Source organism: Wolbachia endosymbiont (group A) of Ischnus inquisitorius (genome assembly GCF_964026985.1).
Lineage (GTDB): Bacteria > Pseudomonadota > Alphaproteobacteria > Rickettsiales > Anaplasmataceae > Wolbachia > Wolbachia pipientis.
Genome location: NZ_OZ034715.1, coordinates 1,334,630 through 1,355,280 on the forward strand (window position 1 = coordinate 1,334,630; position 20,651 = coordinate 1,355,280).

A 20,651-nucleotide genomic window follows, 5' to 3' on the forward strand; every position below is an offset into this window, starting at 1 on the left:
ATTATGCTATTACTAGAGTGTAATGATGTTGAAGGTAAGCTATGATAGGTATTTCTCAAATACAATTTCCTTCAAAGGATTCTAGTAAGCTAAAATTTGTTAGCTACTTTGGAGCTTTTGTCTCGTTAAGCATTATCACTAATCCTGTTAATGTTCTTTTTTCTCTTGGTACTATGTTCTTCAGGTCTGAAATTAAAACTCTTTATATCTACAAAGAAATAAAAACGGCAAAACAGCAAAAAATGAGCAAAAGGGAATATTGGGAAATATTTTTTAAAAACAATACAATCAAGGTAGCAGCCTTCCTCTTGTTTTCTGCTTTCATAACATATCTAACTTTCACTACCACTTTCTTGCTTATTTCGTTACTGGGAACTATACCACTTACAATGCTATTAATTTTATTGCAGAGTGAACTAAGGCCAAAAGATTTTAACCCATTTACGCTGCTTAAAGCTTCTATAAATTTCTTTTTGGAAGGTATAAAAGAGAATTTACGTGGTATGGTTAATAGTTTTGATGTTAAGCTTGAACATTTACTGCCCCATCAATTAAATGATGATATCATTAAAAATATTGATAAATTAAAAGGTAAGTATAGTGAACAAGTACCTGAAGACGTAATCAAAAATGATGAATATATTCAATTCATTGGATATATAAACAATTCATATGAGTTTAGTGATGAGGATAAAGGAAGAGTAATTGCATTTTTAGATGACTTTTGCAAAGATGATCAAAAGCATAGCTCCGGCTTTACAGGTGGGCAGGTTCTGCTTTTAGTTTTAAGGGCTTGCAATGATGGAGACGGAGAAGCCGTTAAGAGTAAAAAGGATGCATTGATTTCTAATTTAATTGATAGCCAAACTTTCTCTAGAAAAGAGCGAATTCCTAACACTTGCTTCACCGGTATTATCTATAGAATGTTAAGCACGCTAGAGGGTATTCATCCTGATCCAGAAATTAGATTTACTCCCCCAAGGGAAATGTTGCTCTCAGAAGCACAAAATAAAGCACGTGAGTTTATGTTAGACAGGTTAAAAAACAAGAAAAACAATAAAGAAATTCTTAAGGCTTGGTATGACGTTCAAAATGGTTATGAAGACGATGAAAGTCAAAAAATAGTTGATGATTTTATTTCAGAAGTAAGTATTCCTTTAATGAGAAAATTATTGAGTATTACTTCTCAATATAGTGAACAAATTGTGCTGACGTTAATGAAAAATATTAGCTCTATAAAGTTAAATAAATTACAATGTTGTGAGCTGGTTCAGCACATGAGAAATAAACTGCAGGAGCATGATTTAGATGACCAAGAAAGTTTACTCGAAAACATCGGAAAAAAAGTATTCTTAGAGCTATTAAATCGAGATCTACTCGAGACAGATTTTTCTCTCAAGGATTCATCTTTGGATGGAGCTAAGAGAATAGCTAATAAGATAATAGAAGAAGAAGTAGCAGAATTTAAATTAAAGGCTGAGAAGACTATTGCAGGTCAGATAATTAGCATGTTAGATGGGTTAAGAATGCTCCCAAGAGAAAAAAGATGTTATAGGGTATATGTAGAACTCAGTAAAAATAACGAAAATGATAAGGAAAAAATAAAGAAAATTTTGCAAGAAAGGTTAAAAGTAACAAAAGCAGCAATGGATGAAATGTTAAAAAAAGGAGCTTCACATAAGCTAGAGTTAGAAATTGAAAGTGTATATGAAGGAAATAAAGATCACGTTACTCAACTTTATGAAAAAATAAGAGAAACAAAAAAGGAATTCATTGAAGATGGTCTTTTAACACCTCAAGAAGTAGAGAATATAACAAAAGCAAAAATCATAGACTTAAACAAAGAGGACAAAATCATACCGTCAAGCAATTTGTCTCATAGTTTAAGTGTCAATAATTTGGCAGTACATTATCTATAAAATTTATACTCTTTACCTTGCAGAAGATTCACAATATTTCTGTGGTGTTTTAGGAAGACCAGTGCTCCTATAATTAGTAATGTTAAGAACAAATTCCTCTGAAAAAAAAAGGACCATGCTACAGCCGTTGAAGTAGCACTGAGTGAAGCAAGGGAAGAGTATCTAAAGGCAAGAAAGACTATTATCCAAATTATTACGAATACTAAAGTAATATCGATGTTAAATGCTATCAGTATCCCTAGAGTGGTTGCAACGCCCTTTCCTCTACTGAATTTTAGCCAAATAGGAAACATGTGTCCTAAAACTGCTAAAATTGCAGATACATATATATAAAAATCGTTATTATCACAAAATTGTTGTGCTATATAAACGGCAATAAATCCCTTAAAGGAATCCAGAAATAATGCCAAAGCAGCAAGAAATTTATTTCCCGTCCTTGCAACGTTTGTAGCACCAATGTTTCCTGAACCTACTTCTCTTAAGTTTATCCCTTTTATTCTTGTAATGATTAAGCTAAACGGTATTGAACCGAGTATGTAGGACAGTATAAGAACTACATACTTTTCCATTATACCAAGAACCTAATTAATTTTATTATTCCTCAGCCTTTTTAGGTAGCACTGAACTTCATCGTTAATCTGATTACTAAACAGTATAAGCGCTGTCATGTTGATGAGAGCTGAACAAGAGAATAAAGTTCCACCGATATTGGCAATAGCCATTATATCTTTAGAAAGACCAGAGAAAAACGCCACAATTATTACCGCTATGCGGTATATCACTATACTTTTTGCACCGAATAAATATAGCCACCCCATTTCACAACAATATACAAACGAAATTACTGAAGAAAATGCAAACAAAGGAGCAGCTACTGTTAGAAGGATAGGAAACCATGGAGAAACTGTCTCAAATGCTTTGTGAGTAATTAATATTCCCTCACCAACACCTGTTTGGTATGCACCTGTTATTACTATTGTTATTCCTGTTAAACAGCAAATTAACATTGTGTCAAAGCATGGTTCTATCATAGCGACTAGTCCAGTTCTTACTGGTTCTTCATCTTTAGTTGTTGCATGAGTAATTGAAGCAGAACCAACACCTGCTTCGCTGGCAAAGATTGCCCTTTGAATTCCAGCAACAAATGCTCCTACCATCCCTCCGCCAACAGCATTGAAATCTATCATAGTGGAAAATAATATTTTCAACGTATAACCAAGGTTATGAATATTAAATGCAATAATAATAATACAACTAAAGATATATATAAGTGACATAATAGGCACTAGTGCAGAAGATACTCTAGCTATCCTTTTAATTCCGCCAATAATCACTAGAGCAAGCAGCGCAGAAATTATGGAAGAAAGAAACCAAGAGTGACCATCTACCCAACTTGAATAGCCAGATAATATTGAAACCATTTGGTTGGTTTGAAACGCTACACTTCCACCAAGACCTGATAATACAAAGAATACTGCATACATGGCAGCCAGCACAATACCAAGTTTTTTAAATCCAAATTCCTCCAGACCATTCCTTATATACTGAAAGGGACCACTAAACAATTGGTCCTGATCTTCTGTTCTATGTCTAAACGCCAACGTTACCTCAGCAAATTTTGCTGACATACCAAAAAAACCTGTAATCATCATCCAAGGCACCGCTCCTGGTCCACCCATTGAAACTGCAATTGCGACTCCAGCAACAGTTCCAAGGCCTACTGTGCTTGAAAGTGCAGTCATAAATGCCTGAAAATGCGTAATATGACCATCATGGTGATTCGTGTCATATTTTCCACATAAAATAGCAAACGCATGCTTAAACATTCTTATGTTGAGAAATCCAAAACGTAATGTTAGAAACACATAACCAAAAACTAGTAGAAGGATTATAAATGGCACGTAAAGGATCTTGAAAAACAGTACTTCATTCATGAAGTTATTTATTCCATTCAACACAGCGTCATAACTTTCGTAAAAACCTGAAGCAGCGTACACATCATTAAACAATAGGCAAAATAACACCATACAAAGCAATCTATAAATCATGTTAATACCCTTTAGAATTGTAATAAGAATCTATTGTATTCAAAACTTCCCTTCTTAGTAGATATATTGCAACAGCATTTGGAATCATAAGGCACATAAACAAACTGTCACCTAGATAAGATATAAATTCTATATTCTTTGACATACAGCTGATATACACTGAAACCACTATAAGAATTTGGAACGGTATCAGCATTTTTTTACTACCAAATAAATACAGCAAAGCAACTTCACAGTAGTAACAATAAGCTATTATTGTGGAAAATGCAAAGGAAAACATCATTAGCGGAAAAACTAACTTGCTGAACAAGGGCAAAGCTGTTGAAAATATCGAACTAATTAGTGTAATATCACCCACGTTATCAGTGCTATGCATACCAGTGATAATTATCACAATACCAGTCAAAAATGAGATTAATATTGTGTCTATAAGTGGTGCAATCATTGCAACGCACCCAACTTTAATTGGATCTTCTTCTTTTACAGCTGAATGTGCTATAGCTGCTGTTCCGGTACCTGCTTCGTTAGCAAACACTGATCTTCTCACTCCGGCTATTAATCCGCTCAATACTCCGCTTCCTATAGCTGATTTATTGAAGATATCTTGGAATATTATGGATAGAGCATTCAGCAAATTACTTCCGTTTACATAAATTAAATATATACACATACCCACATATAGCACTATCATAATTGGTGCTAAGCTCGTTGAAACGAAAGCAATGCGCTTTATTCCTCCCAATATTACAATAAAGACAAGCAGGGATATAATAATGGATGCGTTGTATTCTAGGAGGTTATTTGATAGTGCTGCTATTTGATTTGCTTGAAATGGTATACCGCCCAAAATCATTGCAATAAGTAGCATAATCGCATAAGTGAAGGCAAGAAATCTACCAGTTTTTGCAAATCCAATTTTTGCAAGCCCGTACTTCATGTAATAAAAAGCCCCGCCAGTTGTATTTTCAGAGCGATAAGTAAATGCAAGCACCACCTCGGCAAACTTTATCGACATACCAAGTATTCCGGTAATTACCATCCAAAAAACTGCACTTGGGCCCCCTATTGTGATAGCTATTGCAACTCCTGATATTGTTCCAAGACCAACTGTTCCTGAAATTACTGTTGCAAACGCTTGAATATGAGTGATTATGCCATTGTTGCTGTTATTACACTTTAGATTGAATAGCGTCTGTATTCCATATTTAAGTAACCTAAAGTTAATGAATTTGAACTGGGCAGTACAAAAGATTCCAGTTGCAATTACCCAAATAATTATAAATGGAATGTTGAATATCTTTATATACAGAAATGAATTTAATAGTTCACTTATCTTCAAAATCATGCAGTTTTCTATTTTTTGTTAGCTAACGAGTTTTATATGTAAAATATATGTAAAACCCGATGCTTATTGGAATAGTAAGTGTATACACTATACCTAAAATTGGTAGAGTCATCCAGGGCTTACTGATGAAAAATACAATAAGTACTCCAAAAAATGACACAAATATATAGGATAGGCTTTTGGGAATATAAATATATTTTGCAGAGAAAGTTGGAATGTGACTTATCGAAAAAAATGAAATGGCCAGAAAGTAACAAGCTACGTTTCTTGTGTTAAAAAATCGCTCTATGAGAAGTAAGTATTCACTCTCATGAGATTGAAAGGTAATAATTATTGGTAACAAAGAAAGTAAAGCACACACTGGAGCTGGAACACCAGAAAAGAAAAATTTTTCCCAGTATGGTTGTTCTGAGTGTAGCGAAACATTAAATCTTGCAAGTCTTATTGATATGCAGATTACGTATATCATTACTAAAATCCAACCTATGACTTTGATTTCGTTTAGCTTCCAAAAATACAAAAGAAATGCAGGCGCTGCACCAAAATTTAGAAAATCTGCAAAAGAATCAAGCTGGGCTCCAAAATCGCTAGTTGATTTTAGAATTCTAGCTATTCTGCCATCCATTCCATCTATTATTGCTGCAATGATGATAAAAATTACTGAGAATTCCCATTGTTCATTAAATGTAAATTTAAGTGAAGTGAGACCAGAACATAAACCCAATAAAGTTATAAAGTTTGGGAATAATTTAGTAATAGGTAAGAATCTACTGTTACTTCCATCGTTATTCATATAACGTCAAAAGTAAGCTTCTCTTGAACGTTTTCCTTATTTAAGTTTGCTATAATTGTTTCACCACCAATAACAGTTTGCCCTTCTGAAACTCTGACTTCTGTATCAGCAGGAACATAGATATTCACTCTACTGCCAAACCTTATAATTCCAAACCTTTCACCTGCTTTTACGTTCTGGGATATTCCTAAATTACAAACGATACGACGTGCAATTAATCCAGCTATTTGCTCCACAATAATTTCTTTCCCCTTTTCGTATTCAATTACAATAACCTGCTTTTCATTTTCATTACTAGACCTATTGCTCATTGCGGATACAAACTTGCCTTTTTTATAACTCATTTCCTTTATCGTACCAGATATTGGTATACGGTTCACATGGACGTTCAAAACACTTAAAAATATGCTAACAAGCGTAAACTTCTTCTCCTCTCCGTTTTCTGCTGATAAAGGATAATTAACTTCTTCAATTTTTGAAATCACACCATCAGCAGGACTTAATATAAGATTCTTATTGTTTGGCACAGCTCTTGCTGGATCACGAAAGAAATAAGTACACAATAATGTCGGAAACAAGCACGTAACGCCAAACCCCCAAGATATAGAGAATGCTATACACGTTACTATAAAGGAAACTACTATAAATGAATAACCTTCCCTGTTTATATTAGGTAAACCAAAACACATAATCTTATTAACAATAACCTATTGTTAACAATTTATCATTTATAATTTCTCATGAAAAGCTTTTTTTAACTGCTTCAGCAAAGTCTTTTTGATACAAGGTAACATTACAGATTGTTATATTAGCACATAGAATTACCGTCATACTGTAACAACCCGTCCAACACAAAATCTAATGCCTAAGTTTAGATCAGAAAACTGATTCTTCTAAAAGTTGCTCACTATCCTCGTCTATTATGATAGAATTATCATGATTTCTGAGTAAATCTCTGATTTTCGTTTCTATTTCATTTGCGACTTCTTTGTTTGTTTTTAGGTAAGTTTTTACATTCTCTCTTCCTTGCCCAAGACGTGTGTTGTTATATGAATAGTAAGCGCCTGCTTTTTCAAGCACACCAAGCTTTGCTCCCATATCTATTATTTCTCCGAGTTTTGATATACCTTCATTGTACATTATATCAAATTTCGCTTCTCTAAATGGAGGAGCAACTTTATTTTTTACAACTTTAACTCTTGTTTCATTACCTGTAATATTTTCTTTGTCTTTTATTACACCAACTTTTCTTATATCAAGCCTTACAGAAGTATAGAATTTTAATGCATTTCCACCCGTGGTAGTTTCAGGATTTCCATACACTACTCCTATTTTCATACGAATTTGATTAATAAATATCAATATACAGTTCGCTTTTGAAACGGCAGAGGTTAGTTTCCGTAGCCCATGACTTAGAAGCCTTGCTTGCAGCCCCATATGTTGATCACCCATATCACCTTCAATTTCAGCTCTTGGAGTTAATGCTGCGACAGAGTCAATAACTATCACATCAACCGCACCAGAACACACTAAATACTCAACAATATGCAACGCCTGCTCTCCAGTGTCTGGTTGTGAAATCACTAAATCATCAGTGCTTACCCCAAGTTTACGAGCATATAAGACATCCAATGCATGTTCTGCATCGATAAATGCGCATGATCCTCCTTTTTTTTGTGCTTCAGCAATCACGTGCAAGGCAAGAGTGGTTTTACCAGAACTCTCGGGGCCAAATATTTCAATTATACGCCCTTTTGGCAGACCTCCAACACCTAGAGCCGAATCAAGCGCAATTGATCCTGTGGATATTGTGTCTATTTTTTCTACAGGGTTTTGCTTCAACTTCATTATTGCACCTTTACCGAATGCTTTTTCAATCTGGCTTATTGCGTTATCTAGCGCTTTTTGTTTATCACTATTTCTTTCTTCTGGGTTACTTGCCATAGATCATTTATTAATTTATATAATTCTCTATGATAATCAAACGCGAATAACCTGCCAAGGTTTTTCTAGTATTTATGTATTATTTCAATGAAAAATATTAACGTTTTCATAAAGCAGATATTTGTTTGCCTTTGTTAGTAACACACTATACTTTAGTGTACGAACGTTGCAATTTGCAGCATAGCAGGTGGTGTCATCCAAGTAGCCAACACTGAAATGACTAAATTCGAAATGGCTACATGAATTTATTGTAAATTATAGCTCTTTCCACAGAAGTCCGGATATGATAAGATTAAGGATAGATGGCGATAAGGAGGTTGGATGCCGGCAGCATATAGTTATGATTTAAGAAAAAAAGCAATGGAAGCACTAGACGAAGGGGAAAGCAGAGAAGCAGTGGCAGCAAGATTTAAAATTGGACGAACTACTTTGTGGGAGTGGCAGCAAAGAAAAAAAGAAACAGGCGACTTTCAGTCAAAAAAACTCGGTAATGGAGGTTACAATCAGAAAATTATCGACTGGAATAAGTTTATCGAATTTGCTAAAAAACACGGTAGAAAAACTCTGTCGGAAATGGCTAAACTTTGGGGCAACGTTAGTATCCAAACGATCCACCGAGCTCTCAGAAAAATTGGATTTACGCGCAAAAAAAGACATATGGATACAAGGAAAGGAACGAAGAAAAACGTGCTGAATTCTTAAAAATTATAGCAACAAAAGAACCAGAAAACTTAGTGTATATAGATGAGTCTGGGATTGATAACACGGAGGACTATCCATATGGGTATTGCCAGAAAGGACAGCGATTTTATGCCCTAAAATCTGGAAAAAAAACTCAACGAATCAGCATGGTTGCAGCCTTAAGTAGAAGAAAGATAGTTGCTCCATTAACATTTGAAGGCCACTGTAATATGGATATTTTTAATGGATGGTTTGAGCAATTTTTGGCACCGATCTTAGAACCTGGACAAACTGTCATTCTTGATAATGCTACTTTTCATAAGTCTGATAAGCTTATCAAGCTCGCTAAAGGAGTCGGTGCAGAAATTTTGTATCTGCCGCCTTATTCTCCAGATTTTAACAAAATTGAGCATCATTGGTTTGCTATAAAAAACAGAGCCAGGAAAAACATTCCTCTATTCGAATCCTTTCGTCGTGCTGTTGATTCTGCCTTCCTATGACCTATTCGGACTATTATGAGAAATGCTATAGAGGTTGTCCGGAAACTAGTAAATTCAAGCATATTCCCTCTTTAACATAACCCTACTCATAGCTAGGTATATGAAATTCTCAGTGGATGTTGTGAGTAAATCATACTCCTTCGATAGCCTTCTATTCCTATTAACCCAAGCAAAAGTCCTTTCTACAACCCATCTTCTTGGCTGTACTTTAAACCCTTGTTCTCTTGTTGGTAGTAGCTCAGGTGGCGTATCTTTGTGCACCCAAAATCTACATGGAGGCCTTTTAACAATTTCAATATCTATGTCATATTCTTCCTTTATGTGATTCTTTAAATTTCTTCCTTGGTATCCCATGTCAGCCCACATTTTTTTAACTTTAGTATATTTTGTTCTCATATTGTTTAATGCTATTTTAATACCATCTCTATCATTTTCGTTAGCAGCGCCTACGTAACAACCTAGTATAAAACCCTGAGTGTCTGTAATTATATGCCTTTTTCTACCCTTTACTTTTTTACTTCCATCATAGCCTTTGATCCCCCCTTTTCTGTAGTCTTTACAGATTGACTATCTACTATACAGGCACTCGGCTGCTCATTCCTTCCTATTTTTCTTCTACTATATTTTGTAATTTCATAATTCATTTTCTCAAAAATTCCCTGCTTCTTCCATTGCCTGAACTGCTCATACACAGTCTTCCATAGCGGAAAATCATTTGGTAAATACCGCCATTGACACCCTGTACGCAATACATAGAAAATTGCTTCTAATATTTCTTTTTTGCTATACTTTTGCGGCCTTCCTCCTTTCTTGTATGATACTCTGAAGTGTTTTTCTATTCTTGCCCATTCCCTTTCGCTTAGATCTGTTGGATACTTTTTTCTCATCTTTACCCCGTACTAAAATTTCAGATATTATAGCCTTTTACTTGTTTCCGGACAACCTCTAATTTACACTTCAGAGTTTATCTGCTTTAAAGTTTACTCTATTCTGTTTCAGCATTTGTCATAAATCCTTAATTATTTCTGACTTTTTAGTTCAGTTTTTAACCATTCTTTCCTTAACTTAATGGCAGTGACAATAAGCCTATCTATCATTCTGATGTGATTTCAGTTTTTTTTACATGCAAACTCTCTAATCCCACCTTGTAGTTAGGATAAATTAGAGAGACATTAAGATCTTTTTTAATTTTAACATTACTTACTCTTTTTGATCCTAAATAAAAACTCTGTGCATAATCTGGTAACTCAATTGGCTCTGGAGGGCTAACATTGAGAAGTTTGGCTGCATACATTATCACTTCAGATTGTGTAGTGGGTAAATCGTCTGAACAATTGTATATTTCACCAGGTTTTATGTTTTGCATGGAAGAAAATAAAATATTCGATATATCTTCAACGTGAATACGAGAAAAAAAATGCCCTTCTTTTTTCACATTTCTTGCTTTGCTAAGCTGCAAGTCAATTAACACGTTCCTACCAGGACCGTATATTCCAGCTAAACGAAAAATATGTACAGGCAATCTGCTATTCAGCCACTTCCTTTCAGATCTAAGGCGCTTTTCTCCTCTGATTTCTATAGGTTTTGTTTCAGATTCCTCATTCACCCAATTACCAGAGTGATCACCATAGACGCTAGTTGCAGACAAATAACCAAACCATTTAACATTTTGCAGGCAATCACCGTATCTCTCCACAACATCATCACCATCTGGAGGAATAGAAATTAAAACGTGCGTTGCGCTTTTAAGCAGATCTTGGCTAACCTTCTCATAATTAAAGAGGATTACATTTTGTATATCTTTACTTCTTGATGTGCCACTGACTTTCCAACCTAAGTTCAGTAATTTTTTCGATAAAAATTTAGCTACATATCCATAACCAAAGCAAAACAAGTGCATGAAAATTAATTTTTAAAATTCTTCTTGATAAATTCTACTCCTAATTTTATTCCCTCTTCATTAATAATATGCCCTAATGCATGAATTGGGTGTCCTTCAACATTTACTCCATTTTCTTTCAGAGCTTTAACCGCTAAGTCGAGGGACGAAAAAGGTACCACGTCGTCAGCATCACCATGGATAACACATATGTTAGGTTTTGACTTGATCTCTGGTGCAGTTTTTGAAGGTGAAAGAAATCTACCAGAGTATGCAACAACTGATGCACAGGATTGAGAGCGGGTGAGAGCTGTATGTATTGCAAGCATTGCTCCTTGAGAAAATCCAACTAAAGAAAGTTGCGTATCTTTTAAATTAAGCTCCTTTAATTTTGTATCAATGAAATGATTTACAATTGATGTAGCATTTTTTACTCCATTATATAGCGCTTCCTCACTACGATCTTCCAAGCTGAACCACTGATAACCATCACCTATTTCTCTTTCAAACGGAGCATTGGGTACTGCAAAATATGAACCCAGTAAAAACTTGCTCATAACTTTAGCAAGGTGAATGAAATTATCGCCACTTGAGCCCCAACCATGTAAAAAAATAATCAAATTTTTCTTATTTCCGCCTGCACAAATTTCTGGGCCTTTAAGTTCAATCATTTCTTTTCCTTTTGCATTTATATTTTTATTTAACACTAATTTTCAAATTTGTAAAAACCCATGTGCAATTATGTACACTAGCTCATAACTGTATGAACATTGCAATTTGCAGGCAATTCGCGTGGCAGATGAAAGTAGCTGACACTGGAATCCAGTTCTTATTACCTGGTGTAAAGTTAAGTTTCCTGGATTCCAGTGTCAAGCACTGGGATGACACCTCTGGGCACTGCCGTCATAAAGGAACCAGTGTCAGCTACTTTCATGGCATCAATAATTGACCTCGACTTACCGTCCAACTAGAAAGTTGTATATAGAATGACAGAAATCCAGATGTTATTTACTTACTTTCGATCTTTTCTATCAATTTTTTAACTAAGCCTCTTAGCTTTTTACTGGATTCATCAAGCTCTTGAATCTGCGAGCTGTGCTCTTTCATTAGTTCCTTATAGTTACCTCTTATGTAGTCAATCATTTTCTTCATCTGAGCAATCATCTTGTTAACATCCATACTGCCCAAATCAGGTATCATGCCAGGCATAGCCCCTTCTAACATACCACCAGCCATAAGCTGCTGAGACATTTGCATAAGTGGTTTTAAAGTCTGATTAAGCAATTCAGGATCCTTGGCTAATTTTTCTATTTGCTCTTTGCAAGTATCCATATACTGCTTCATAAATTCATCTTCTTGCCCTTTGTCTATCATAATTATAACCTACCTAAAAATACGTGTTCTTTATTATATATTATTTTAAAATTAAAAACAATACAAAATACCTGTCACAATTGCATTAATACTTTTTAAATAATAAAAAATGCTCCTTTGCTTATAAAGGGTCACATACCTTCTTTAACCATTCCTTATCTTTTACGCTATTTTCTAAGTTTTTATAGACAAATTGATGGTAGCCATTTATCCATTCAATTTCATCCTTAGTAAGCATTTGCACATTTATTAGTCTTCTATCATATGGAATAGAGGTCAGTTGTTTAAAGTTTAAGAAGCCGTTTTCTTGTCTGTTGACATACATCAGATTTTCAATCCTTATTCCATACTCTCCCGGAATGTAATAGCCAGGTTCGTTGGAAAGTATCATCCCTGGCGTGAGTTTCACTTTATTACTTTTTGATATTGCTTGTGGTCCTTCGTGTACTGATAGGTAACTTCCTACTCCATGCCCTGTACCATGCATATAGTCCATTCCAAATTTCCATAAATGCGTACGTGCTAATATATCCAATTCTCCACCAGTAGTGCCAGGAGGAAAGATGACACTTGCTATAGCAATGTGAGCTTTGAGTACTATTGTATAGTGGGTTATTTGTTCATCAGTTGGATTGCCAATTGCTACAGTTCTTGTCACATCAGTTGTGCCGTCAAGGTACTGGCCACCAGAATCAATCAAATACAGTCCATCTTTCTGAATTACTTTATTCGTCTTACTGCTTGCACGATAGTGAATTATTGCCCCATTCTCATTAAATGCTGAAATTATTGGAAAACTTAGTTGCTTAAACAAATTCTGCTCTTTTCTGTATTCTAAAATCTTTTCTTCAGCTTCAAGTTCTGTACCAACATTATTTTCAAGCCAATATAGAAAATTTGTAACTGCCACTCCATCTCTGATATGCGCATTTATAGCCCCAGCTATTTCAGTTTGGTTTTTTGCTGCTTTATAAATTAGACAAGGATCTTCTCTCTCAGCTACCTGTTTATCTTTTATTACAGCCATGATACTCATTGGAGTTGTGCTTGGATCCATGACTATTGAATTTAGCTTGTGCAGCGAATTTTCTAGCTCACTAATATCAAAAATATTTATATGATTGCCTAAATTTGCTTCTATAGTTGAATGTTCTTTATCTTGAATAAACAAACCAACATTACCGCTTTTATACAATATAGCACGGCCCAATATACATGGAGTATATTTAGCATTTTCATTTCTTAAATTTAATAACCACGAAATTGAATTTGGATCAGTTAAAAGCACTACTTCAGCTTCTTTATCTATGCTTTTAGCTATTTTTTCACATTTGTCCTTACTACTTTCACCAGCATATTCAATAGAATGTAAAACCACTGCTTGTTTTCGACAGTCACTTTTTTTTCCAGCTAAACAGGGTATTAATTTACAGATATTCTCATACTTTCTTATATCTTCTATGGTAAAATATTGCAAATAATAACCTAGTGAGGCAGTCGATGTTAAGTTTGCTTTTATCCATTCGCGTGGATCCTCTTCTTGTATATTATATACTTGAAAATTGCCCCGATCGAGCTGATTGCGAGCTTGTGTGATATAGCGTCCATCCGTAAAAAATGGGCACTTGTTGTCTTTTGTAACGATAAGTAGCCCATTTGTTCCTGTAAAGCCACACAGCTTTGTTAGCTCCTCTGAATACTCATTTAAATATTCATCTTTAGTATGCAACATAAATGCATCAACGTTTATCTCGTGCATAAAAGAACGAAATTCTTCGATTTTTGACATAGAACACCTCATACAAAATTAGCAGCCACTTTCGTTTTCCTGTTTCTCAAATACACTAATATGCTCACTATCGCTGCAGGAGTGATGCCTTGTATTTGCTTTGCAATGCCAATCGTCGCTGGTTTTATCGTCTGCAACTTTTCTATTACTTCACTTGACAGGCCTTTAACTTGTGAATAGTTAAAATCAATTGGAATTTGAGTGTTAATTTCCTCTCGTAAAAACTTCATATCCGCTTCTTGTCTTATTAGATAAGGTTTGTATTTTGCTTCAATTTCAACCGCTTCGCATATTTCATTCTTAGTTATGCTACCCATTGCGGTGCCATCCCAGCGTGTGATGCTGCTTAACTCCGGCCATATTTCTTGTAATTTATTCCAGTCGATGTTTGGATAGCTAAGTAAATCTAGTGCCGTTTTTCTTATCCCATCATAAGATATTTTGATACCATAAGACCTAAGCTGCTCAGGAGTAATCGTCAGACTCCCTAACTTCTCTTCAAGCTGCTTAATGGATTCAAGTTTATTCTGTAAAACAGAGTATCTCTCATGCGAAACAAGGGAAATATCATAACCTTTTTGTGTTAATCTTCTATCTGCATTGTCTGACCTGATAGCTAGCCTATATTCTGCACGTGAGGTAAATAATCTATAAGGTTCGATCACCCCTTTGGTGACTAGATCATCTATCATTACGCCGATATATGAGTCTGTGCGATGAAGAACAAAGCTTTCTTTTTTTTCAGATGCAGAGAGTGCTGCATTAATTCCGGCAATAATTCCTTGCCCTGCTGCTTCTTCATATCCAGTAGTGCCATTAATTTGGCCAGCAAAATATAGGCCTTTAATTTTCTTAGTTTCAAGAGTATGGCTTAGTTCTCGTGGATCAATATAGTCATACTCAACTGCATATCCAGGTCTTAGTATTTCTGCATTTTCAAGTCCCTTGATACTCTTTATCATTTCACACTGCACTTCAATAGGCAATGAATTTGAAATTCCGTTCGGGTATATAGTATCATCATTCAAGCCCTCTGGTTCTAAAAATATTTGATGACTACTTTTTTCTGCAAATTTTTTAACCTTAGTTTCAATGGATGGGCAGTATCTTGGTGCTATAATATCATCCAAATAAGAAGAAGCTGACCTGTGCAGATTCTCTCTAATTATTTTATGCGTGTTTTCATTAGTATGGGTAATAAAGCATGATACCTGAGGTTGGTTAATTTTTTCTGTGAGATAAGAAAACGGCACAGGTGGATTATCACCCACTTGTTCTTGCAATATTGACCAGTTTATAGTGCCACGATCAAGCCTTGGCGGAGTTCCGGTGCGCAATCTACCTAATTTAAAATTATATTTCTTCAACGTATTTGCAAGTTCTACTGCAGGCTTATCTCCCATTCTCCCTGAAGGAGTTACCTGCTCTCCTATATGAATTACACCTTGCAGGAAAGTTCCCGTAGTTAAAACAACTTTACCTGTTAGTATATGTTCCCCTGAGCTTGTTATTACAGCTTTAATGCACAATTCTCCATTGTTATTACTCTCTATAAGGAAATCGTCAACCGACTCTTCTTTTACCGTCAAATTGTTATAATTTAGAATAATTTCCTGTATTGCTTGCTTGTACAATTTTCGGTCTGCCTGTGCACGTGGTCCCCACACCGCCGCACCTCTGCTGCTATTTAAAATGACTGAGTGTATACTTGCTTGATCGATTGCTCTTCCCATTATTCCATCAAGAGCGTCAACTTCCCTGACTACAACGCCCTTTGCAACTCCTCCGATTGCTGGATTGCAGGACATTTCCCCTATAGTTGAAATTTTATGAGTTATAAGCAGCGTGTTTGCACCAAGGCGAGCTGCAGCAGCAGCAGCTTCGCACCCTGCATGACCACCACCTACTACTACTACATCATATTTATGCATGCCTTCTTGAGTAATTCTTACTCTACTAATATTCTAACTATTAGCGGTTAATGTCAAATTTTACAGTAATTAACTATTTCAATCATCAGTGGCCAATGTATGGCTAACTCACGTCATACCGTCACGGTATCTCTAGATCCCGCTAACAAGCAGCGGGATGACGGTTTTTCAAATTATCGGGTTTTAGTGGGGCGAGCGACCAGGATCGAACTGGCGACATTCAGTACCACAAACTGACGCTCTACCAACTGAGCTACGCCCGCCAAGATATAAAATTTCTAACATAAGAGCGCAAATAGTCAATTGATTATTTAACTCTCCTTTTGCAGAGGGTTTTAAGTTTAGCCAATAAATATTTTCATTGATACTTTTACCATTATAGTTAATTGTATTGACACTAATGAAGTAGTGGTATGTTTAAAAGTATTTTCACATTTAGTTTTTTTACGGCTATTTCAAGGATCTCAGGGTTAATAAGAGATGTATTGATTGCTACGGTTATTGGTGCGAACTCTCTTGCAGACATATTTTTTTCTTCGTTTCGTTTTGCCAATCTATTTCGAGCATTTTTTGCAGAAGGAGCGTTCACTACCTCATTCATACCATTATATTCGACAGAATCATATGATAATAAAAAGGCATTTAATTTTGCAAGTAGTGTAATATCCATTACGTTTATTACCTTAGTAATTTTTTGCCTTATCATGCAAACTTTCTCCCCTTATATGATTCAAATTTTTGCTCCTGGATTTGACCAAAGTAAGTTTACCCTTACTGTTACTTTATCAAGAATTATGATGCCCTACATAATCTTTGTTTCAATTGCATCACTTATTGGTGGAATGCTGCAAGTAAAGCAGCATTTTGCTTCAACAGCTATTGCACCAATCGTTTTGAATCTCTGTTTAATCATCAGTTTGTTTGTGCCTTACGTAAAAACTCCAGCGCACAACCTTTCTATAGCTGTCCTTATAGGAGGAATTTTCCAGCTACTTTTGATACTATTTAGTGCATACAAGTTAAAGGCAGCTTTTTCTTTTAGCCTTGAATTAAGCAATGAAGTAAGGTTATTTTTTAAGCGTGTGATACCTGCAATTATCAACAATTGTGTAACTCAAATAAGCTTATGGATTGATACAATCATGGCGAGTTTTATACCAAATGCGGTGTCCTATATATATTATGCCGATAGACTAAATCAACTACCGCAGGGAATAATCGGTACTGCAATTGGTACAGTGCTTCTTCCTTTAATTTCAAAACAGGTGGATAATACTGAAAATATAGTCAAAATACAGAACAAGGCTCTCAACATAGGATTAATGTTAATTATGCCAACAACTGCTGCCTTTATCATTATTCCCGACATAATTTTACTTACGCTTTTTTCTTACGGCCGGTTTGATCATTATGCAGTGCAGCAAACTGTTCCCACTTTAATAGCATTTTCTCTTTCTTTACCTGCATTTATTATAAATAAAGTATTGCTACCTACATTTTTTGCTAAAGGCAATCTGAAAATACCAACCATATTTTCGCTAATGTGTCTTGGAATTAATGTAGTGCTAAACCTTTTGTTAATGAACGAGTATCAGCATACGGGGATTGCTATTGCTACTTCCGTTTCCACTTGGATAAACTCTATTCTATTAATTAGTTATTTAACAATAAATAAAATGTATAAGGTTAGCCAAGCGTTATTGTTAAATGTCATGAAAATTTTTGTAGCAACGGCAGTCATGTCAATAGCCCTTTATATTTTTAATTCTTTGTTGGCAGGATTATTTTTTGATAAAATGTTGGCTCGTATTGTTTATTTAACGACTTTAATAGCTTTGAGTGTTATTGTTTATTTTGGTATTCTCTATTTAATATTTAAGGGAAACTTTAAGCATGTGTAAATTATGAGACTTTCTTTATATGCTATATTATCAATCTCACTGCTATTAATTCTCATGCATGTTGCTGCAACTTTTAAGGATTGGAGTGGCTACAGGAAATATATCATAAAAGAGTTAGAGAAGACGTATGATGCTAAAGTGCATATTGGGGGAAAAATTAAAGTTTCGTTGATTACCCCAAAGCTCACTATTTATAATGTATACGTACAATACAACGAAAATAAAGAGCAAAAGTTGTCAGATTTAATTAGTGTAAGAAAAATTGAAATAAGGCCATCGTTCCTATCGTTGTTTTTATTTTCGTTGCAACCAAAGTCAATCACATTGTTTGGCATGAAAAGCAACAAAGAAAATTTACTTAATATTATAAATACAAACGCCAGTGGTAACACAGTCAATATAGTAATAAAAGACAGCCAAGTAAGTTTCAAGAATGATTTCGCTGATATTGTTAACATAAAGGAAGTTGCTGTAAAAAAAAATAAGCAGTTTTTTGGTAAAGTAAAGGTAGGTGATAATAATTACGATTTTTCAGGAAAGGTTAATATCACAAAAAGGAATGTACACATTAGTGTTGAATCAAATTTTGTAAATTTGCTATTTACAGGTAATAGAAATCAAGAAGAACTCCAGGGTAATTTAACATTAACAATTAATAACAGTTCCGGTTCTGTGAGTGATTTAGCAAAAATCATTAATCTTAGCTTTCTCTCTTGTGTTATTCCTAGCGAAAATATCAAGATATCATCCAATATAAGTCTTAATGAAAGTGAGTTTACGGCAACTGACTTAAAAATTGATTCCAAAAGCATGCAAGCCAGCGGTACAATACAAAATGATAGAAAAGGCAATCACACTAATTTCAATATTAGCTTCAGTAAAGTTGATTTAGATTCCATACAAAATGATTCACAAAGAACAATGAATATGAAGGATCTTCTGGAATGTTTTAGAGCAGTTGTGCCAAAGAACTTGAGCTTAAATTTTAATATGGAAGCTTCTAACATTCAATATCAAAACAAAATATTGGACAATTTCCGTGCTGTACTAAAATCCACTGATGGCAAAGTAAAAGTTAATACGCTTCTTAAATTTCCTGGAATCAATAATATATCTTACTTATCAGGAGAGATCTCAAACAATAATGTCCTATCTGAATTCAACGGTGATTTATTAGTCGAAGGAAATGATTTTGAGTCATTCATTTCATGTTTTTTCCCTTCTATAAAGATGAAAGAAAACCAGAAAAATCAATTTACACTAAGTTCTAAACTGCACCTTGCACCAAGAATATTATCTATCTCAGACATTAGACTGCTAAATAATAAGGAATCCTTGCAAGGATCAATTAGAGTAAGCCACACAAAAAAACGCAGTGTGATCGATGGTGAATTTAGCATGCATAATCTTGATGCAGATAAATATGATCATTCATTATTTAGCAGTTTACCTAAAATGCAATGGCTGAAAAATTTTCAGTATGATACAAATATAAAGGCCCGTGTTAATAACCTTACATTGAATGATACGAAAATTAAAAATTTGGATTTTTTGCTGAAAATGGAAAAAGGTAAGCTAGTTGCAGATAAAATAAAACTATCTGGAGAAGATTTCGATATTACCGGTAATGCAAAAATATTAGCAGATCAAAAATACGCCAAACCTTTATTAGATGTTAACCTTACGGGCAGTAAATTTAATGGAAAAATTATTACATTACCAAATTTAGTAGAGACGAAAAGAAATTCAAGAAATGAGATAGATCAAATTCAATGGTCAACAAAGCAGCTTGATTTTTTGGATGACAAAGAAGGCTTTGATGCAAATGTGCAAATCAATACTGCAGAATTTAAAACCGAGCATAATGTTTTGAAAGATTTTAATTTGGATGCGGTAATGAGAAACAACACTATCACTATCAGGCAGGCAAGTTACGTATTAGAACGCGGGCAAGTGTTTTTTCAGGGTTATTTAAGATCAGACTCAATAAATACAAGGTTTTCTATTGTAAATTTGGACACTAAAAAGATTGGTAAGGTTATAGGAATTGACAATGTAAATGGTCAGGTAAGCTTAAATAGTGAAATCAAAACTCAAGGAAAAAGTTTTCATGATTGGGCTAGTAACTTATCAGGAGATGTAAACTTACAAGCGCAAGGAATAGAAGTTACTAATGTAGATTTCAATTCATTTATCACTAATTTGTTAAGCAGTAAGAATAAATCTGAAATTTCCACACTTGCTTATGTTGATATATATAATGGCAAGACATTTTTTGAAAATATTAGCGGAAAAGCAAGTATTAAGAGTGGTATATGTTCAACTAGTTTACAGTTCGGGATTGATCAAGCATCAGGATCGATCTCTTCTAATTTAACCTTATCTAACTTCGCTTTAGCTTCTATATTCAGGTTCTTTTTCATACCACCAAATTATAGTAATCCAATCTATATCGATATGCATTTGGATGGCCCTATTTGGCGTCCTAAGATGAGTTTTGATGTAGACCAAATCTTCACCGCTTTAGTCAGCAAGAGAAATGGTTGA

General features: G+C 34.6%; 17 protein-coding genes and 1 tRNA gene. 5 read left to right on the top strand and 13 right to left on the bottom strand.

The features are described 5' to 3' along the window. Positions 1-41: 41 nt before the first annotated feature. Positions 42-1,919: a hypothetical protein gene (locus tag AAGD90_RS06950; protein WP_341821904.1), complete on the top strand. Its 1,878-nt coding sequence runs from the start codon at positions 42-44 to the stop codon at positions 1,917-1,919. On the opposite strand, the gene plsY is transcribed toward AAGD90_RS06950, so the two are convergent. The 6 genes from plsY to recA form a co-directional block, all read right to left on the bottom strand. Continuing rightward, positions 1,910-2,488 carry a glycerol-3-phosphate 1-O-acyltransferase PlsY gene (plsY, locus tag AAGD90_RS06955; RefSeq protein WP_341821905.1) on the bottom strand — a complete coding sequence of 193 codons (579 nt, stop codon included), beginning with the start codon at positions 2,486-2,488 and terminating at the stop codon, positions 1,910-1,912. The genes AAGD90_RS06950 and plsY overlap by 10 nt on opposite strands. A 12-nt stretch (positions 2,489-2,500) precedes the next feature. Further along, positions 2,501-3,967, bottom strand: a complete 1,467-nt coding sequence (locus AAGD90_RS06960; protein ID WP_341821906.1) for an amino acid carrier protein — start codon at positions 3,965-3,967, stop codon at positions 2,501-2,503. A 1-nt stretch (position 3,968) separates the two neighbouring features. Next, on the bottom strand, positions 3,969-5,312 hold the full coding sequence (locus tag AAGD90_RS06965) for an amino acid carrier protein (RefSeq protein WP_341821907.1): 1,344 nt from the start codon (positions 5,310-5,312) through the stop codon (positions 3,969-3,971). A gap of 22 nt (positions 5,313-5,334) precedes the next feature. Further along, entirely contained in the window at positions 5,335-6,105 is a 771-nt protein-coding gene (locus tag AAGD90_RS06970) for a CDP-alcohol phosphatidyltransferase family protein (RefSeq protein WP_015589351.1), read from the bottom strand. Then, positions 6,102-6,794, bottom strand: a complete 693-nt coding sequence (locus AAGD90_RS06975; protein ID WP_007548750.1) for a phosphatidylserine decarboxylase — start codon at positions 6,792-6,794, stop codon at positions 6,102-6,104. Before AAGD90_RS06975 ends, AAGD90_RS06970 begins: the two co-directional genes overlap by 4 nt. Before the next feature lie 187 nt (positions 6,795-6,981). Next, complete coding sequence (gene recA, locus AAGD90_RS06980; protein WP_010963008.1) at positions 6,982-8,049, bottom strand: recombinase RecA; 1,068 nt, start codon at positions 8,047-8,049, stop codon at positions 6,982-6,984. A 321-nt stretch (positions 8,050-8,370) separates the two neighbouring features. Here recA and AAGD90_RS06985 point away from each other — a divergent pair. Beyond that, a protein-coding gene (locus AAGD90_RS06985; protein ID WP_156518142.1) for an IS630 family transposase occupies positions 8,371-9,230 on the top strand; the annotation gives its coding sequence in 2 pieces (ribosomal slippage) (positions 8,371-8,695 and positions 8,695-9,230; 861 coding nt in all). Between the two features lie 54 nt (positions 9,231-9,284). Here AAGD90_RS06985 and AAGD90_RS06990 read toward each other — a convergent pair. The 3 genes from AAGD90_RS06990 to AAGD90_RS07000 all read right to left on the bottom strand — a co-directional run bounded on the left by AAGD90_RS06990 (position 9,285) and on the right by AAGD90_RS07000 (position 11,780). Further along, positions 9,285-10,117 (bottom strand): IS5-like element ISWpi1 family transposase gene (locus AAGD90_RS06990; protein WP_341821644.1). Its coding sequence is split into 2 segments (ribosomal slippage): positions 9,285-9,748 and positions 9,748-10,117, totalling 834 coding nucleotides; the frame shifts between segments, so codons are not numbered across the junction. A 206-nt stretch (positions 10,118-10,323) separates the two neighbouring features. Continuing rightward, on the bottom strand, positions 10,324-11,130 hold the full coding sequence (locus AAGD90_RS06995; protein WP_341821908.1) for an SDR family oxidoreductase: 807 nt from the start codon (positions 11,128-11,130) through the stop codon (positions 10,324-10,326). A 5-nt stretch (positions 11,131-11,135) separates the two neighbouring features. Continuing rightward, positions 11,136-11,780, bottom strand: coding sequence for an alpha/beta hydrolase (locus tag AAGD90_RS07000; protein ID WP_015589325.1), 645 nt, complete (start codon positions 11,778-11,780; stop codon positions 11,136-11,138). A gap of 92 nt (positions 11,781-11,872) precedes the next feature. Here AAGD90_RS07000 and AAGD90_RS07005 point away from each other — a divergent pair, with 92 nt between their 5' ends. Continuing rightward, entirely contained in the window at positions 11,873-12,058 is a 186-nt protein-coding gene (locus AAGD90_RS07005; protein WP_264711441.1) for a hypothetical protein, read from the top strand. Between the two features lie 59 nt (positions 12,059-12,117). Here the strand turns inward: AAGD90_RS07005 and AAGD90_RS07010 are convergent, their stop codons facing one another. From AAGD90_RS07010 to AAGD90_RS07025, 4 genes are all read right to left on the bottom strand, one after another. Beyond that, positions 12,118-12,483, bottom strand: coding sequence for a hypothetical protein (locus tag AAGD90_RS07010; RefSeq protein ID WP_341821909.1), 366 nt, complete (start codon positions 12,481-12,483; stop codon positions 12,118-12,120). Between the two features lie 121 nt (positions 12,484-12,604). Then, complete coding sequence (locus tag AAGD90_RS07015) at positions 12,605-14,272, bottom strand: aminopeptidase P family protein (protein ID WP_341821910.1); 1,668 nt, start codon at positions 14,270-14,272, stop codon at positions 12,605-12,607. Between the two features lie 8 nt (positions 14,273-14,280). After that, the gene (gene mnmG, locus AAGD90_RS07020) at positions 14,281-16,203 is read right to left on the bottom strand and encodes a tRNA uridine-5-carboxymethylaminomethyl(34) synthesis enzyme MnmG (protein WP_264339611.1); all 1,923 of its coding nucleotides are present in this window, start codon (positions 16,201-16,203) and stop codon (positions 14,281-14,283) included. 187 nt (positions 16,204-16,390) lie between these two features. After that, positions 16,391-16,466, bottom strand: a tRNA-His gene (locus AAGD90_RS07025). Positions 16,467-16,616: 150 nt separating this feature from the next. On the opposite strand from AAGD90_RS07025, the gene murJ reads away from it, so the two are divergent. Both murJ and AAGD90_RS07035 read left to right on the top strand, forming a co-directional pair. Next, positions 16,617-18,104, top strand: coding sequence for a murein biosynthesis integral membrane protein MurJ (gene murJ / locus AAGD90_RS07030; RefSeq protein ID WP_341821911.1), 1,488 nt, complete (start codon positions 16,617-16,619; stop codon positions 18,102-18,104). A 3-nt stretch (positions 18,105-18,107) separates the two neighbouring features. Beyond that, the gene (locus AAGD90_RS07035; RefSeq protein ID WP_341821912.1) at positions 18,108-20,651 is read left to right on the top strand and encodes an AsmA-like C-terminal region-containing protein; all 2,544 of its coding nucleotides are present in this window, start codon (positions 18,108-18,110) and stop codon (positions 20,649-20,651) included.